The following is a 16,361-nucleotide window of genomic DNA, read 5'->3' as shown; positions in this document are numbered from 1 at the left end:
GAGGGCGCGCGGCGCCCGCGGACTAGTGGGTGCGGCCGGCGCGGAGGTTGGCGAGCCACGCACGGGCCGCGACGAACTCGTCGTCCGAGGTGCCGCGGCGCACGACCGTCCGCACGTCGTCAGCGCGGGGGTAGGACCCGAGGAACCGCACGTGCGGGCACACCCGGTGCAGGCCCACGAGCACCTCGCCCATGCGCTCGTCGGCGATGTGCCCCTCCGCGTCGAGCGAGAACGAGTACCGCCCCAGCGCGTCACCGATGGGCCGGGACTCGATGCGGGAGAGGTTCACGCCGCGTGCGGCGAACTGCTCGAGCATCTCGAGCAGCGCACCGGCCTCGTTGCTGGGCAGGTGGACGTCGAGCGTGGTCTTGTCGGCCCCCGTGGGCGCCGGCACGTGGCCGGGGCGGCCCACGACCACGAAGCGGGTGACTGCGTGCTCGTTGTCGGCCACGTGCTCGGCCAGCACGGGCAGCCCGTAGTGCGCGACGGCGGGCGGCGGGACGAGCGCCGCGTCGAAGCCCAGCGGGATACGCTCGCCGCTCGCGAGCTGCTCGGCGACGAGCGCAGCCGGGGCGGTGTTGGACGTCGCGGGCACGTGCACGGCGTCGGGCAGGTGCGCGGCGAGCCAGCGGCGGCACTGCACCCACGCGTGCGGGTGGGCCGAGACGCGCTGCACGTCCTCGAGCGCGATCCCCGGGGCCGCGACGAGCGTGAAGCCGACCGGCACGAGCACCTCGCGCAGCAGCACGAGCGGCTCCCCGACCGCGAGCGCGTCGAGCGTCGCCGTGACGCCACCCTCGGCCGTGCTCTCGATCGCGACCACCGCGAAGTCGGCCCGGTCCGCGCGGACCGCCTCGATCGCCGAGACGACGTCCGCCTGCGGCAGGTACTGCGCCTCGTCGGGCGAGACCACCTGGCGCAGCGCAGCCTCCGTGAACGTGCCGGCGGGGCCGAGGTAGGCGTAGCGCGGGACGGACATGGGACCTCCGGGAGGTGGGGTCCGCCGCCGGGGCGGGCCTTGTGACGGGGTCGTGCGGATGCCGTGCGACGGGCGTGCGGGTACCGCCCGGTGACGCCGAGCACGGTTTGACGAGCCTAGTGCGACCGTAGGCTTGCGCCGTGCCGACCCCTCCCCGCGCCCCGAAACCCCGCCGCGTCCTCGCAGCGTGGGTCCTGAGCCTCGTCGGCGTGCTCGTGGCGCTGCTCGGCGTGGGCGCCCCGGCGACCGCGAGCACGGTGGCTGCGGCGCCGTCCGCCACCACCTCGGACGCCGCGCCGCTCGTGCTGATCGGCACCAGCGGCCTGCGCTGGGACGACGTCGGCACGCTGACCACCCCGGCCCTGTGGGGGATGTCGCGCGAGGGCGCGGTTGGCAACCTCGTGCCACGCAGCGTCCACTCGACCAACTGCCCCGCGGACGGCTGGCTCGCGGTCTCCGGCGGGACGCGCGCCGCGGACCTGGTGGCCGAGGACCGCTCGTGCCGCACGCTGCGGGACCCCGTCGCGGGCGGGCCCGTGCCCGCCTGGTCCGACTACCTCGAGTCGGCCGCGGCCGAGTCGTACGGCGCGCAGCTCGGGCTGCTGGGCGACACGCTCGCCGCCGCCGGGACCCGGGTCGTGAGCATCGGCCCCGGTGCCGCGATCGCGGTGGCCGACGCGGACGGCGTGCCCGTGGGCGAGCACCAGGACCTGCCGTGGACCACCTCGGCGCTCGAGGCCGCTGTACGCCGGGCCCTGGTGGGCGACGCCCAGCTCGTGGTCGTCGACGTGGGCGCCGTGCGGGACCCGGGCCGGGGCACCACCGACCGGCTGCCCGCCGGGCTGCTGCCCACCGAGACCGAGACGTCCGACGACGACATGCCCGCGCTCACGGGACCCGACGCGGTCACCGAGCCCACCCGCGGCGAGCAGGCCCAGGCGATCGACGCCCGCGTGGGCGCCGTGCTCGCAGGCATCGCGGCGACCCGCACCGACACCACAGTGCTCGCGATGTCGCTGTCCGACTCTGGACGCCAGCCGCAGCTCCAGCTCGCCGCCGCGAGCGGGCCGCTGCCCGGCGGCGACGGCACCTACTCCGACGCGCTGCTCGCCGCCGCGTCGACGCGTCAGCCCGGCTACGTGCAGGCCACCGACGTGACCCCGACGCTGCTGACGACCCTCGGCCTGCGCGACGACGCCCCGGCCGGGGTGCTCGTGGGCACCACGATCACGACCACCCCCGGGCCGGCCCTGGCGAGCGCACGCGTGGCCAAGCTCGTGGACGACAACCGGCACGTCCAGGCCGTCACGCCGCTCGTGCCCCGCTTCTACGTGATCTTCGTGGCCATCAACCTCATCCTGTACGGGCTCGTGACCGTGGGTCTCAACGGGCGGGTGCTCGACTGGTGGGGCCGCACGCTCGACCGCTGGGTGCCCCGCGCCGGTCGCCGTGCGCTCGCCGCGAGCACAGACCCGGCCCTCGTGCTGCGTCAGCTGCGCGTCGCGGGCGTCGCCGTCGCGGCGATCCCCGTGGCGACGCTCCTCGCGAACCTCACCCCCTGGTGGCGGGTCAGCCCACCGTCCTACGCCCTCACGCTGCTGATCGTCGGGTGGGTGCTGGTCATCACGGCCGTGGCGCTGCTGCCCCGCTGGCGCCGCTGGCTGCTCGGCCCCCTGGGCGTCGTGGCGGGCGTCACCGCGGTGGTCGTGGCGGCCGACGTGGCGACCGGCGCCAACCTGCAGCTCGAGTCGCTCATGGGCACCCGCTCGCTCGTCGCCGGCCGCTTCTACGGGTTCAACAACACCGCGTTCGCGCTGTTCGCGGCCGCGTCCGTGCTGCTCGCCGTCGCGCTCGCCAACCCGCTCGTCGCCCGCGGTCGGCGGCGGGCCGCCGTGGGCGTGGTGGCCGCGATCGGGATCGTCGCGACGCTGCTCGACGGGCTGCCGAGCATCGGTGCCGACTTCGGCGGGCCGCCCGCGCTGGTGCCGGGCTTCGCTGTGCTCGCGCTGCTCGCGGCGGGGGTGCGGCTCAACTGGTGGCGTGTGCTCGGGGTGCTCGTCGCGGGCGCCGTGACGGTCACGCTGTTCGCGGTGCTCGACTGGCTGCGACCTGCCGACTCGCGCACCCACCTCGGCCGGTTCGTCGAGACGGTGCTCGACGGCGGCCTGTGGCCCGTGGTCGGGCGCAAGCTCGCGCAGAACGTCGACATCCTGTTCAAGAACGAGCTCACGCTGCTCGCGATCGGCGGCCTCGTGGTCGTGGTCCTCGTGCTCGGGCGCCCGCTGCGCACCGCGGTGGGGGCGCCCGACGGCGGCGCCTACCGGTGGCTGTCCTCGGGCGCGCCGCTCGCCCGGCTGGGCACCGACGCGCCCATGCTGCGGGCCGGTCTGGTGGCGCTCGCGATCACGCTCGGCATCGGGTTCGCGTTCAACGACTCGGGCGTCGTCATCCCGGCGATCGGCATCGCGCTCACCGTGCCGCTGCTCGTGGCCGCGTGCGCCAACTGGATGCTGCTGCTGCGCCCCGGGGCCGCGAACGACCCCGCGCAGATCAGCCCTGCGGGTCCCGGTCCCGCGTCGGGGCGACCGTCGAGCGCAACGCCCCCGCAGCCCTCCGGACCCGGCGCGCGTTGACCGCGAGCTGCACGTCGCGGTACTGCGCTGCGCGGTGCAGCTGACCCTTGAGGTCGGCGCCCGAGGGGCGGTGACGCAGGTCGCACGGCACCTCGACGGCCACGAAGCCCTGCCGCAGCAGGTCGATGGTCATGCCCGTCTCGACGCCCCAGCCGCGGGCGAGCGGTGTCGCGGCCTCGAACGCCTCACGCGTGAGGCAGCGCATGCCCGACAGCGGCTGCGTGGGGGTCCAGCCCGTCATCGCGGCGATCGCACGGCGGGCCGCACCGACCACGATGCCCCGACCCCCGGCGCCCGGCTGCGGGGGCAGCAGCGCGATCGAGACGTCAGCGGTCCCCTCGAGCACGGGCGGCACGAGCGGGGCCGTGTTGACGGCCGTGTCGCCGAGGTCGCCGTCGATGAACAGCAGGAGCCGCGGCAGGCGGTCCGGGGTGTCGCGCATCGCGACCACGGCGGCACCCGTCTCCATCGCGGCGGCCTTGCCGCGGTTGTGCGAGTGGCGCACCACGACCGCACCGGCCTCGCGGGCCACGTGCTGGGTGTTGTCCTCGGAGCCGTCGTCGACCACGAGCACGAGGTCGACGTGCGGGATCGCCCGGGCCGAGCGCACGGTCGCAGCGATCCGCCGCGACTCGTCCTTCGCGGGGATGACCACCGCGACCCGCTGCCGCGAGCGGGCGCCGGGGACCTTCTTGGTGGGTGACGTGAGCGGCTCGCTGGTGCGGGTGGTGCGGCGGGGGACGCGCAGGCGGTGAGGTCGCTGACCCCGGTCGCCGGTCGCCGTGGCGTCGTCGCCCGCGGCGTCGTCGGGCAAGGGGGTGTCCACCTCGTCGGGCTCTGGGTCGTCCGTCACGCGCGCGACCTGCGCATCCGTCTCGTCCTCGGCAGCCTTGCCGCCCTTGCGCATCACGACTGCCAGCCTACCCAGCCGTGGGGGTCCGTGCCGTCACGACGACGCAGACCCCCGCGGCGTGCGGTCAGCGCAGCGTGACCTGGCGGGCGACGAGGCCCGCGCGGGCCCGGCGGGCGTTGGCGTCGAGCGGCGTCTCGTCCGCGAGGGCCGCCTCGAAACGGGGCAGGAACCCGGCGACCGCGGCCTCGATCTCCTCGGCCTCGGTGCCGCGTGCGAGCTCCCACACGGGCACGACGATCCCGCTCGAGCGGAAGTAGCCGACGAACTTCGCGTCGTCGAAGCCCGACTCGCGGCGCGAGTGCAGGCGGGCGAGGGCGTCGAGCACCTTCTGCTCGTCGTGCGGCTGGGCCCAGCGCAGGAACTCGCGCGAACCCATCCGGCACCAGTAGGCCGACTCGACGGAGGAGAGCTTGACCGTGGGGATGATGCCCGCGTCGGCCTCCTCGATCGCGGCGGCCAGGTCGGCGGAGCGCTCGGTGCCCGGCGCGAGCCAGTAGCCGAAGCTGTCCTCGACCGTGACCTCGAAGGGCAGGCTCAGGTCGAGCACGTCCTGCAGGCGCGGGCCGGGGCCGGGCAGGCCCTCGGGCTCGACGGCCGTGCCGGGCTCGACGTCGAGCGCCTCGAGCAGCACGGCGGCGAGGTCGCGGCTCGTGTCGCCCGAACCACCCTGGGCCTGCAGCGCGAGGAGGACGACGCCGTCGTCGCGGTGCAGCGCGGGCCAGCCCATGGGCAGCACAGTGGTGAGGAGGACCTCGCGCGAGCCGTACTCGGCGGTGGTCCGTGCGGGGGCGGTCGCGGCAGGCACGACCTCCTTGAGGGCGACCCAGTCGGGCTCACCGGGAAGGCCCTCGAAGGGGCGAAGGACGAACTCGACTGCTCCAGACGTGGCCATGGGCGACGAGATTACCCGTTGCCCCTGGGCGCGCGGCGCGAGCGGGTGACCAGCGGCGACGTCGGTGGCAGGATCGCAGCCATGGACCCGCGCGCCGGAACCCCCGCCCAACCTTCCGACCTCGTCGACGTGGACGCGCTGGTCAGCGCGTACTACGACCGGCACCCCGACCTCGACGACCCCGCCCAGCAGGTGGTGTTCGGCACGAGCGGGCACCGCGGCTCGTCGCTCGACGGCGCCTTCAACGAGGCGCACATCATCGCGACCACCGCGGCGATCGTGGAGTACCGCCGCGGGCAGGGCACCGACGGCCCGCTGTTCATCGGCCGCGACACGCACGCGCTGTCGCTGCCCGCCTGGCAGACCGCGGTCGAGGTGCTCGTCGCGGCAGACGTCGAGGTGTTCGTCGACGCCCGCGACTCGTACACGCCCACCCCCGCCGTGTCGCACGCGATCCTGCTGCACAACGGCGCCGCCACCACCGACGGCGTGCGGACCACCGGACCGGGCCTCGCGGACGGCATCGTCGTGACGCCCTCGCACAACCCGCCGCGCGACGGCGGCTTCAAGTACAACCCGCCGAGCGGCGGCCCGGCCGGATCGGACGCGACGTCCTGGATCGCCGCGCGCGCGAACGAGCTGCTGCGCTCGGGAGTCGGGCAGGTGCGCCGCACGCCGCTCGAGGCCGCGCTCGCCGCGCCCACCACGCACCGGCACGACTACCTCGTCGCCTACGTCGACGACCTGGTCAACGTCGTCGACATCGACGCGATCCGCACCGCGGGCGTGCGCATCGGCGCGGACCCGCTGGGTGGCGCGTCGGTCGAGTACTGGGCCGCGATCGGCGAGCGCTACAACCTCGACCTGACTGTCGTGAACCCGATCGTGGACCCGCGGTGGGCGTTCATGACGCTCGACTGGGACGGCAAGATCCGGATGGACTGCTCCTCGCCCTCGGCGATGGCCTCGCTCGTGCGCACCATGGCGGACGGCGCGCCGTACGACATCGCGACGGGCAACGACGCGGACTCCGACCGGCACGGCATCGTCACCCCCGATGCGGGGCTCATGAACCCGAACCACTACCTCGCGGTCGCGATCGAGTACCTCTACTCGGGGGCACGTCCGGGCTGGCCCACGGGTGCGGCGGTCGGCAAGACGCTCGTGTCGTCCTCGCTCATCGACCGGGTGACGGCGGGCCTCGGCCGGCAGCTGCTCGAGGTGCCCGTGGGCTTCAAGTGGTTCGTGCCGGGCCTGCTCGACGGGTCCGTGGGCTTCGGCGGCGAGGAGTCGGCGGGCGCCTCGTTCCTGCGCCGCGACGGGCGGGTGTGGACCACCGACAAGGACGGCATCATCCTGGCGCTGCTCGCGTCCGAGATGCTCGCCACGACGGGTCGCTCGCCCTCGCAGCACCACGCCGACCTGGTGGGCCGCTACGGGCAGTCCTGGTACGCCCGGGTCGACGCGCCGGCGACGCTCGAGCAGAAGGCCGCGCTCGCGAAGCTCTCGCCGTCGCAGGTCACCGCGACGACGCTCGCGGGCCAGGAGATCACAGCGAAGCTCACGACGGCCCCCGGGAACGGCGCGGCCATCGGCGGCCTCAAGGTCACGACCGAGGACTCGTGGTTCGCGGCACGCCCCTCGGGCACCGAGAACGTCTACAAGATCTACGCCGAGTCGTTCGTCAGCCCCGAGCACCTCGTCGAGGTCCAGGAGCAGGCGCGGGCCGTGGTGGGCGACGCGCTCGCCTGACGCACCGGCCTGACCGACCACGGGCCGCCACCCGGCCCTCCCGCACCGCGGGGGCATCCGGGCGGCGGCCCGCAGACCGTGCCCGATGAGAGACTGGGGTCCATGCTCAGCCCGTACCGCAAGATCCTCTCGCGGCCGGGCGCGCTGGCCTTCTCCTCCTCCGGTGTGATCGCCCGGCTGCCCATGTCGATGGCGGGCATCGGCATCGTCCTCATGGTCGAAGCGCTGTACCACTCGTACGGCCTGGCCGGTCGCGTCTCCGCCGTGTACGTCCTCGCCCAGGCGATCTGCTCACCCCAGCTCGCCCGGCTCGTCGACCGTCACGGCCAGGCGCGCATCATGCGGCCCGCGATCCTCGTCGCGTCGTTCGGGCTGACCGGTCTGGTCACCGCCGCCTCGCTCGGTGCCCCCACCCCGTGGCTGTACGTGACCGCGGCGCTCACCGGCGCGACCATCGGGTCGTTCGGCGCCCTGGTGCGGGCCCGCTGGTCGAACGTGCTGAGCTCGCCGCGCGACCTGCACACCGCGTACTCGCTCGAGTCGGTCCTCGACGAGCTCGTGTTCGTCGTCGGACCCGTGCTCGCCACGATGCTCGCCGCCAACGCGAGCCCCCAGGCCGCGCTCGTCGTCCCGGTGGTCGGGATGATCGTCGGCGGCTTCTGGTTCCTCGGCCTGCGCAGCTCGCAGCCCGCCCCCAACCCCCGCCCCGCCGGTCAGACCCGCACCCGCTCGGTGCTGCGCGCGGGCGGCATGGTCGTGCTCGCTGTCGTGTTCGCGACCCTCGGTGCCGTGTTCGGCGCGACCGACGTCGCGACCGTCGCGTTCGCCGACGAGCACGGCCGACCCGACCTGGCGGGTGTGGTGCTCGCTGTGTTCGCGCTCGGCTCGCTCATCTCGGGCCTGCTGTACGGGCTGCGGCACTGGACCACGGCGCTGTGGAAGCGGTTCGTGATCGGCACGGTCGGCCTCGCGATCGGCGCCTCGCTGTTCGTGCTGGTCGACTCGCTCGCGATGCTCGCGATCGTCATGTTCGTCGCGGGCTTCACCATCTCCCCCACGCTGGTCAACGGCAACGGCCTGGTGCAGCACTTCGTGCCGCGCGAGCGCCTCACCGAGGGCCTGACCTGGGTCGGGACGGCGCTCGGTGTCGGCGTCTCGGTCGGTGCGTCGGTGGCGGGGATGGCGATCGACACCCAGGGCTCGCAGGGCGGGTTCGCCGTGGTGGTCGGCGCGGCGGTGCTCACCGTGCTCGCCGGCGTCGGGTCGATCCGCGTGCTGCGCGCGGGCACCACCGACCTCCTCACGCACGACGTGGAGGACGACGAGGTCGAGCCCGAGCCCGTGAGCCCCACCGCGGGGGCAGCCGTCGCCGCCGTGGAGGTCGTCGCTGCCGAGCGCTCGGGCGAGATGCTCGACGCGACGGAGGACTCTGGTCCCCCTGTTCAGGGCTCGGTTGGCCACTAGCCTGCGGGCGTGCTCGACACCACCCCACCCTCGCTCGACGCCCCCACGCTCACCGCCCTGACGACTGTGCTCGCACCGCTCGGACGCCTCGAGCACGCCGAGCAGCTCACCGGCGGGATGTTCGCCACGACCTACCGGGCAACGCTCGCTGACGGCACCCAGGTGGTCGTCAAGACCGCCCCGACCGCGACCGACCGGCTGCTGACGTACGAGCTCGACCTGCTGCGCACCGAGGCGCTGGTCTACGACCTGGCTGTCGACCGGCCCGACCTGCTGATGCCGCGCGTGCTGCTGACCGACCTGACGCGCAACGTGCTGCCCAGCGACGTGGTCGTCGTGACGCACCTCGACGGCACGCCGCTGGTCGACCTCGGCGAGCTCGACGAGGGGACGACCCGGACGGTCGAGCGTGACCTCGGCGCATTCATGGCCCGGCTGCACACCGTGCACGGCACCCGGTTCGGCTACCCGAACGAGGCCACGGGTCTGCACGCCGCGACGTGGCCCGAGGCGTTCGGCGCGATGGCCGGGGCGCTGCTCGACGACGCGGCGGCCTGGGGCACCGAGCTCCCGGCGGCGCGGGTCCGCGCGGCGCTGCACCGGCACGCCGCGGCGCTCGCCGAGGTGCGGACGCCGGTGCTCGTCCACACCGACCTGTGGGCCGGCAACCTGTTCGTCGAGCCCGCGACGGGCGAGCTCGTCGGGGTCATCGACACCGAGCGGGCCGTGTGGGGCGACCCGCTGCTGGAGCTGGCGGGCGCCGACCAGATGGGCCGGGGCCCGGTCCCCGCGGCGCTGCTCGACGGCTACACCTCGGCCGGGGGCTCGTTCGCGCTCGGCACCCCCGCGGGCGACGCGCGGCTGTGGCTCTACCGGATGTACATGAGCCTCGTGCTGACCGTCGAGATCGCCCCGCGGGGCTACACGGGTGACTGGCTCGTCGGGCACCGGGCGGCGGCCTGGGCGAACCTGCACGCCGCGCTCGACGCGCTGGACTGACCCCGCAGACCACGGGGGGCGTGGGGGCGGGCACCGGCCGGGTGCGACGTCCAGGTTGCCGGACCACCATGGGGGAGCGATCCGCCAGCACCTCCGGAGGTTCCTCATGGCACACCAGAACGTCGCCGAGCAGCTCGTCGCCCAGATCATCGCCGCGGGGGCACGCCACGTGTACGGCATCGTCGGCGACAGCCTCAACCCCGTGGTCGACGCGATCCGTCGCGCGGCCAAGGACGGCGCCGACATCTCCTGGGTGCAGGTGCGGCATGAGGAGTCCGCCGCGTTCGCGGCCGCCGCGGAGGCCGAGCTGACCGGCCGGCTCGCTGTGTGCGCGGGCTCGTGCGGGCCGGGCAACCTGCACCTGATCAACGGCCTGTACGACGCGAACCGCTCGCGCGTGCCCGTCCTCGCGATCGCCTCGCACATCCCCAGCCCGCAGATCGGCACCGGCTTCTTCCAGGAGACGCACCCGGACCGGCTGTTCACCGAGTGCTCGGTGTTCTCCGAGATGATCTCGACGGCGGTGCAGGCGCCCCGGGTGATCCGCTCGGCGATCCACCACGCGTACGGCGCCCCGGGCGTCGCCGTGCTCACGCTCCCCGGCGACATCGCCGAACTGGAGGCGGCGCCCGTGGTGCCCGACGTGCTGACGCCCCCCGAGCCACCGCGCGTGGTCCCGCACGAGGACGCGCTCGAACGCCTGGCGGCGGCGATCGACGACGCGAAGAAGGTCACGATCTTCGCGGGCGCCGGGGTCCGGGACGCGCACGACGAGGTGATCGCGCTCGCCGAGCGGATCCAGGCTCCCGTGGGCCACACCCTGCGCGGCAAGGAGTGGATCCAGTACGACAACCCGTTCGACGTGGGCATGACGGGGCTGCTGGGGTACGGCGCGTGCCAGGCGGCGCTCGACGGCGCCGACCTCGTGCTGATGCTCGGCACCGACTTCCCCTACGACCAGTTCCTGCCGTCCCACGTCGTCACCGCACAGGTGGACCTCGAGCCGACCCGGCTCGGGCGGCGCACCCGCAAGGACGTCGCGGTGGTGGGCGACGTCGGGGAGACCGTGCGTGCGCTGCTGCCCCGCGTGCACCGCAAGCGCTCGCACCGGTTCCTCGACCAGATGCTGCAGAAGCACGAGCGGGCCATGTCCGGTGTGGTCGGCGCGTACACGAAGGACGTGGAGCACCACACGCCCATCCACCCCGAGTTCGCGGCGGTGGTGCTCGACGAGGAGGCGCCCGAGGACGCGGTGTTCACCGTCGACACGGGCATGTGCAACGTGTGGGCCGCGCGCTACGTCACGCCCGGGCCGCGACGCCGCGTGATCGGCTCGTTCCTGCACGGATCGATGGCCAACGCGGTGCCGCACGCGATCGGTGCCGCGTACGCCGACCGGGACCTGGGCCGCCCGTCGCGCCCCGTGATCGCCCTGGCGGGCGACGGGGGCCTGTCGATGCTGCTGGGCGAGCTCATCACGCTCGTGCAGTACGACCTGCCGGTCAAGGTCGTGCTGTTCGACAACGCGACGCTCGGCATGGTGCGGCTCGAGATGCTCGTCGACGGCCTGCCCTCGTTCGGCACCGACTCCCCCACGGTCGACTACGCGGGCGTCGCCCGGTCGCTGGGCATCCACGCCGAGCGCGTCGAGGACCCCGGCCGCGTGCGCGACGCGCTGCGCGAGGCGCTCGCGCACGACGGGCCCGCGCTGGTCGACCTCGTGACCGACCCCCGCGCGCTGTCGCTGCCGCCCAAGATCACCCGCGCGCAGGTCGCGGGGTTCACAGCGGCGATGAGCAAGGAGATCCTGGGCGGCGGCATGGGCGAGGTCATGGCGATGGCCCGCTCGAACCTGCGCAACGTGCCGCGGCCCTGACCCACGCCACGTGCGGCGACGCCGCTGCGGGCTGACGATGAACGGACAGCCGTCGTCCGGAGGGGGCGTCATGACGGATCCCGTCGAGCGGGTCGACAGGCTCAGCACCGTCGCCGACCAGCTCGTGGCCCAGATCGTCGCAGCGGGTGCGCGGCACGTGTACGGCATGGTCGGCGACAGCCTCAACCCCGTGGTCGACGCCGTGTTCCGGGCGAACCAGCAGGGTGCGGACCTGTCGTGGGTGCACGTGCGCCACGAGGAGACGGCGGCGTTCGCTGCGTTCGCCGAGGCGACCCTCACGGGCCGACTCGCTGTCTGCGCGGGTTCGGCGGGCCCGGGGAGCGTGCACCTGGTCAACGGGCTGTACGACGCGAACCGTTCCCGCGTGCCTGTGCTGGCCATCGCGTCGCAGATCGTGAGCGGCGAGATCGGCACCGAGTACTTCCAGGCCACGCACCCGGACCGGGTGTTCGGCGACTGCACGGTGTACCGCGAGCTCATCGCGACCGCGGCGCAGGCCCCGCGCGTGATCCGCAGCGCGATCCACCACGCCTACGGGGCCCCGGGGGTCGCGCTGCTGACGCTCCCCGGCGACGTCTCGGACCTCCCGGTGCCCGACGCGCCGCGCGTGCTCGCCCCGCTCGTGCGGCCCACGGTGGTGCCCGACCCCACCCAGGTCCACGCGCTGGCCGCCGCGATCGACGCGGCCGCGAAGGTCACGATCTTCGCGGGCGCCGGGGTGGCGGGGGCGCACGACGAGGTGGTGCGGCTCGCGGGCGTGCTCGCCGCACCCGTGGGGCACACCCTGCGGGGCAAGGAGTGGATCCAGCACGACAACCCGTTCGACGTGGGCATGACGGGCAGCCTGGGCTACGGCGCGCTGCACGACGCCCTGTTCGGCGCCGACCTGGTGCTGATGCTCGGCACCGACTTCCCGTTCGACGCGTACCTGCCGCCCGACGTCCGGACGGCGCAGGTCGACGTCGACCCGACGCGGATGGGGCGCCGCACCCGCCTGGACCTGGGCGTGGTCGGTGACGTGGGGACGACGGTGCGGGGCCTGCTCGAGCTCGTGGCCCCGAAGTCGGACAGGTCGTTCCTCATGGAGATGCTGTCGTCGCACGAGCGGACGAAGACCTCGATGATCGGCAGCGCGCAGGCCGAGGTCGAGGAGGGCGACCCGGTGCGCCCCGAGCACGCCGTGTCGGTGCTCGACCAGGAGGCGCCCGACGACGCCCTGTTCACCGTCGACACGGGCCTGAACTGCTGGTGGGCCGCGCGCTACCTCACGCCGAACGGGCGCCGGCGCATCATCGGCTCGTTCCACCACGGCTCGATGGCTAACGCCGTGCCGCACGCGATCGGTGCGGCGTTCGCGCAGCGCGACGACGGGCTGCCGCAGCGGCACGTCGTGGCGCTGTCGGGCGACGGCGGGCTGTCGATGCTGCTCGGCGAGCTCATCACGCTCGCCCACCACGGCCTGCCCGTGAAGGTCGTCGTCACGGACAACGCGACGCTCGGCTACGTGCGGCTCGAGATGCAGATCGAGGGTCGCCCGGTGGTGGCCACCGACTCCCCACCGGTGGACTACGCGGCGATCGCCCGCGCGGTGGGCATCCCGGCGACCCGCGTCACGTCGGCGTCCGAGCTGCGCCCGGCGCTCCGGGAGGCGTTCTCGCACGACGGTCCCGCGCTGGTGGACATCGCGACCGACCCGGGTGCGCTCCCGGTCGACCAGCGGGCCCCGGGCGACTCGGGGCACACCGCGCTGAGCTGAGGGGACGCGGCTACGCGCCCGGGATCTCGTCGAGGGCCCCGCGCACCTCGGCCATGATCGCCGTCATGGCGGACTCGGCCGCGCGGGCGTCGCCGTCGTGCACGGCGCGGGCGAGCGCCTGGTGCAGGTCGAGCACCTCGGGGTGCACCGTCGGAGGCAGCAGCCCGTGGTGCCGGCGGCCCGTGAGCACCTCGGCGACGACCTGCGTGAGGGCGGCGAACATGTCGTTGCGGCTCGCCCGGAGCAGCAGCGTGTGGAGCTCGACGTCGACCGCGACGAGCTCGTCCTGGCTCCCGGCCTCGGCGAGCGCACGCATCCGGGCGGCGAGGTCGAGCGCGCGGGTGCGCTCGTCCGCCGTCGCGTGACGGGCGGCACCGGCGGCGGCGACGGGCTCGACGGCCGCGCGCAGCTCGGTGAGCGACCTGATCTGGTCGCGCCGCCCGGGGCCCTCGAGCCGCCAGCGGATCACGCGCGGGTCGAAGACGTCCCAGTCCGCGGTGGGGCGCACGAGCAGGCCCACCCGCCGCCGCGAGGTGACGAGCTGCATCGCCTCGAGCATCCGCATGGCCTCACGGGCCACGGTCCGTGACACCGCGAAGCGGCGCTGGATCCGGTCGAGCGTCAGGACCTCGCCGGGGGCGATCGCACCGCTCGTGATGTCGCGCCCGATCCCGTCGAGCACCGCGCTGTGCAGCACCTCGGCACCCATCGTCGCTCCGCCCCTTCGCGTGCTTCGCACCGTGTCGCGCTGCGGGTCTGCCCGTGCGACGCTCCGGGGGCGTCCGACCCCCGCGCGAGGCTACCGCGCACGGGCACGACGCGGGAAAGGTAATATCAAGGCGGGCGACGCAGCCCGCCCACGACACCCGGCCAGGCGCCGGAGCCCGGACGACGAGGTCGAGGAGAGCGATGACGGACGGTCCGCACCTGGTGGTCATGGGAGTCGCCGGATCAGGGAAGACGACGGTCGCGCGGCTGCTCGCCGCACGGCTCGGGCGCCCCTTCCTCGAGGCGGACGACCTGCACCCGACCGCCAACGTCGCGAAGATGACCGCAGGCATCCCGCTCACCGACGCCGACCGCGGCCCGTGGCTGCGCACCATCCGTGACTGGATGACAGCGCAGACCGAGGCGGGCCGCGCGAGCGTCCTGACCTGCTCGGCGCTGCGCGTCACCTACCGCGACGTGCTCCGCGGGGCGAAGGGCGACGTGCGGTTCATCCATCTGGCACTGCCCCCCGAGGTCCTCGCCGCCCGCCTCGCCGCGCGCCGCGACCACTTCATGCCGACGTCGCTGCTCGCCTCGCAGCTCGCCACGCTCGAACCGCTGACCTCCGACGAAGCCGGCTGCACGGTCGAGGCCGTCGCCCCGGCAGCCGAGCTCGCCGAGGCCCTCGCGACCGACCCCCGGCTCACCCCGTAGGACCGGGCGGCACCACGCTCTCCGGAGCCGGCTCCCCCGGCACCGCACGGAACTTCACGGCACCCGCCGGGTCGACCGGATCGAGCGGCTCGGTCGCCGGACCCTCGAGCGGCACACCCGACGGGTCGAACCGCGACCCGTGCAACGGGCAGTCCCACGACCGTTCCGCGTCGTTCCACGACACGATGCCCCCCAGGTGCGTGCACACCGCCGAGACCCGGCGCGTGACACCACCCACCGTGCACACCGCCTCGGGCTGACGCACCCGCGCCCGCTCGACGCGGCCCTGCCCCTCGGGCGGCACACCCCGCTCGCCGACGGCGGGCCACGGCCGCAGCCAGTCCGACGCGGCCCGCACCCCCACCTCGCCGTTCCACCGCAGCACGTGCCCCGTCCCCTTCGCGAGCTCGCGGGGACGCCAGGGCAGCCAGTGGCCCGCCCAGCCCGGCGAGTGGTCGCCCAGCAGCTCCGCGCTGATCACCAGCGCCGCCGCGACGGCCGACGTCATGCCCCACTTGTCGAACCCCGTGGCCACCAGCACCCGGCCGTCGGTCGGCACCAGCCGCCCCACGAGCGGCAGCCCGTCCGCCGACGCGTAGTCCTGCGCGGACCACGCGTGCGTGACCACAGCACCCGAGAAGTGCCGCTCGGTCCACCGCGCCAGGCGCCGAGCGTGCTCGCTGGTCGGCGCACCCCGGCCCGTCACGTGACCCGCGCCGCCCACCAGCAGCACCTCGCCGCCCGCACCGGGGTTCGCGACCCCGGCGCGGCCGTCGGGCACCGCGGGCGTGGTGCGCACCGACCGCACGTCTCGGTCGACCGACAGGTACATCCCGCGGGGCAGCTCCCCCGGCACCCGGGCCGCGAGCGCGTACGACCGCTGCGGCTGCGAGCGCGCGAAGTACCCGCCGCGCGCCAGCACCGGGGTCCCCGTCGCCAGCACCACCGTGTCGCACCGCGTGTCGCCCCGCGTCGTGAGCACCGTGTACCCACCGGACCGCTCGCGGCGCAGCCCTCGGACACGGGCACCGTCGACCACCCGGCCACCCCGTGCCACCAGGTCGTCCGCGAGGACCGCGAGCACGTCCATCGGGTCGAGCTGCGCCTGGTCGGCCAGCTCGACCGCACCCACGACCGGCACCGGCAGGTCCAGGTCGTCGCGCCAGTCCACGGGCAGCCCCGCGGCCTGCGCGGCGGTCGCCTCGGCGTCGACGCGCACCAGCCCCGGGCCCGTCGTCGCGTACGTGACGGCCGGCCGGCGCTGGTAGCGGATCGCGTGCTCGTCGCAGTACCGCAGCAGCCAGTCCATGCCCTCCCGGCTGCCCTCGACGTACGAGCGCAGCACCGGTTCGCTGTGGTGCTTCGCGATCCGGGAGAGCCGGTCGCCCTGCAGCAGGCTGATCTTCGCGGTCGAGCGGCCGGTGGTGCCCGCGCCGATGCGTCGCGCCTCGACGACCAGCACCGACCAGCCCGCACGGGCCAGCAGCACCGCTGTGGTCAGCCCTGTCAGCCCCGCCCCGACGACGACCACGTCGTGCGGGTCCGCGAGCTCGGCCGAGGAGTCGGTGGCCCCGACCAGCGGCGCGTGCGCCGGGACGAGCGGCGCGCCCTGCGCGTCGATCCGGTCGAGCCACAGCGACGTGCGGGCGACCAT

The 16,361-nt window shown here is 74.6% G+C and carries 12 protein-coding genes; 7 read left to right on the top strand and 5 right to left on the bottom strand.

Annotation, left to right across the window (positions count from 1 at the left end):
- Nucleotides 1-22: 22 nt before the first annotated feature.
- Nucleotides 23-979 (bottom strand): prephenate dehydratase, encoded by a 957-nt coding sequence (gene pheA / locus ACGIF2_RS11315; protein WP_396046627.1) that lies wholly within the window; start codon nt 977-979, stop codon nt 23-25.
- Nucleotides 980-1,119: 140 nt separating this feature from the next.
- On the opposite strand from pheA, the gene ACGIF2_RS11310 reads away from it, so the two are divergent.
- The gene (locus tag ACGIF2_RS11310) at nt 1,120-3,612 is read left to right on the top strand and encodes a hypothetical protein (RefSeq protein WP_396046625.1); all 2,493 of its coding nucleotides are present in this window, start codon (nt 1,120-1,122) and stop codon (nt 3,610-3,612) included.
- Here ACGIF2_RS11310 and ACGIF2_RS11305 read toward each other — a convergent pair.
- Together ACGIF2_RS11305 and ACGIF2_RS11300 are read right to left on the bottom strand one after the other, a co-directional pair.
- Nucleotides 3,530-4,267, bottom strand: coding sequence for a glycosyltransferase family 2 protein (locus ACGIF2_RS11305; RefSeq protein WP_396046816.1), 738 nt, complete (start codon nt 4,265-4,267; stop codon nt 3,530-3,532). The two genes, ACGIF2_RS11310 and ACGIF2_RS11305, sit on opposite strands and share 83 nt — an antisense overlap.
- Nucleotides 4,268-4,589: 322 nt before the next feature.
- Entirely contained in the window at nt 4,590-5,417 is an 828-nt protein-coding gene (locus tag ACGIF2_RS11300) for a DUF5926 family protein (protein WP_396046623.1), read from the bottom strand.
- Between the two features lie 81 nt (nt 5,418-5,498).
- On the opposite strand from ACGIF2_RS11300, the gene pgm reads away from it, so the two are divergent.
- The 5 genes from pgm (at nt 5,499) to ACGIF2_RS11275 (ending at nt 13,285) form a co-directional block, all read left to right on the top strand.
- Nucleotides 5,499-7,169: a phosphoglucomutase (alpha-D-glucose-1,6-bisphosphate-dependent) gene (gene pgm / locus ACGIF2_RS11295; protein WP_396046621.1), complete on the top strand. Its 1,671-nt coding sequence runs from the start codon at nt 5,499-5,501 to the stop codon at nt 7,167-7,169.
- A gap of 102 nt (nt 7,170-7,271) precedes the next feature.
- Nucleotides 7,272-8,633, top strand: coding sequence for an MFS transporter (locus ACGIF2_RS11290; RefSeq protein ID WP_396046619.1), 1,362 nt, complete (start codon nt 7,272-7,274; stop codon nt 8,631-8,633).
- Nucleotides 8,634-8,642: 9 nt separating this feature from the next.
- Nucleotides 8,643-9,632, top strand: a complete 990-nt coding sequence (locus tag ACGIF2_RS11285) for a phosphotransferase family protein (protein WP_396046617.1) — start codon at nt 8,643-8,645, stop codon at nt 9,630-9,632.
- A 106-nt stretch (nt 9,633-9,738) separates the two neighbouring features.
- Nucleotides 9,739-11,508: a pyruvate dehydrogenase gene (locus ACGIF2_RS11280; protein ID WP_396046615.1), complete on the top strand. Its 1,770-nt coding sequence runs from the start codon at nt 9,739-9,741 to the stop codon at nt 11,506-11,508.
- Nucleotides 11,509-11,578: 70 nt separating this feature from the next.
- Nucleotides 11,579-13,285 carry a thiamine pyrophosphate-dependent enzyme gene (locus tag ACGIF2_RS11275; RefSeq protein ID WP_396046613.1) on the top strand — a complete coding sequence of 569 codons (1,707 nt, stop codon included), beginning with the start codon at nt 11,579-11,581 and terminating at the stop codon, nt 13,283-13,285.
- A gap of 10 nt (nt 13,286-13,295) precedes the next feature.
- Here ACGIF2_RS11275 and ACGIF2_RS11270 read toward each other — a convergent pair whose 3' ends face one another.
- Nucleotides 13,296-13,994: a FadR/GntR family transcriptional regulator gene (locus ACGIF2_RS11270; protein WP_396046611.1), complete on the bottom strand. Its 699-nt coding sequence runs from the start codon at nt 13,992-13,994 to the stop codon at nt 13,296-13,298.
- Nucleotides 13,995-14,194: 200 nt separating this feature from the next.
- Here ACGIF2_RS11270 and ACGIF2_RS11265 point away from each other — a divergent pair, with 200 nt between their 5' ends.
- A complete protein-coding gene (locus ACGIF2_RS11265; protein ID WP_396046609.1) occupies nt 14,195-14,707 on the top strand; it encodes a gluconokinase in 513 nt (170 codons plus the stop codon).
- On the opposite strand, the gene ACGIF2_RS11260 is transcribed toward ACGIF2_RS11265, so the two are convergent.
- On the bottom strand, nt 14,697-16,361 hold the full coding sequence (locus ACGIF2_RS11260; protein ID WP_396046607.1) for an FAD-dependent oxidoreductase: 1,665 nt from the start codon (nt 16,359-16,361) through the stop codon (nt 14,697-14,699). The genes ACGIF2_RS11265 and ACGIF2_RS11260 overlap by 11 nt on opposite strands.

Source organism: Cellulomonas sp. P22, assembly GCF_044392165.1.
This window is presented reverse-complemented; position numbering and strand designations above follow the sequence as displayed.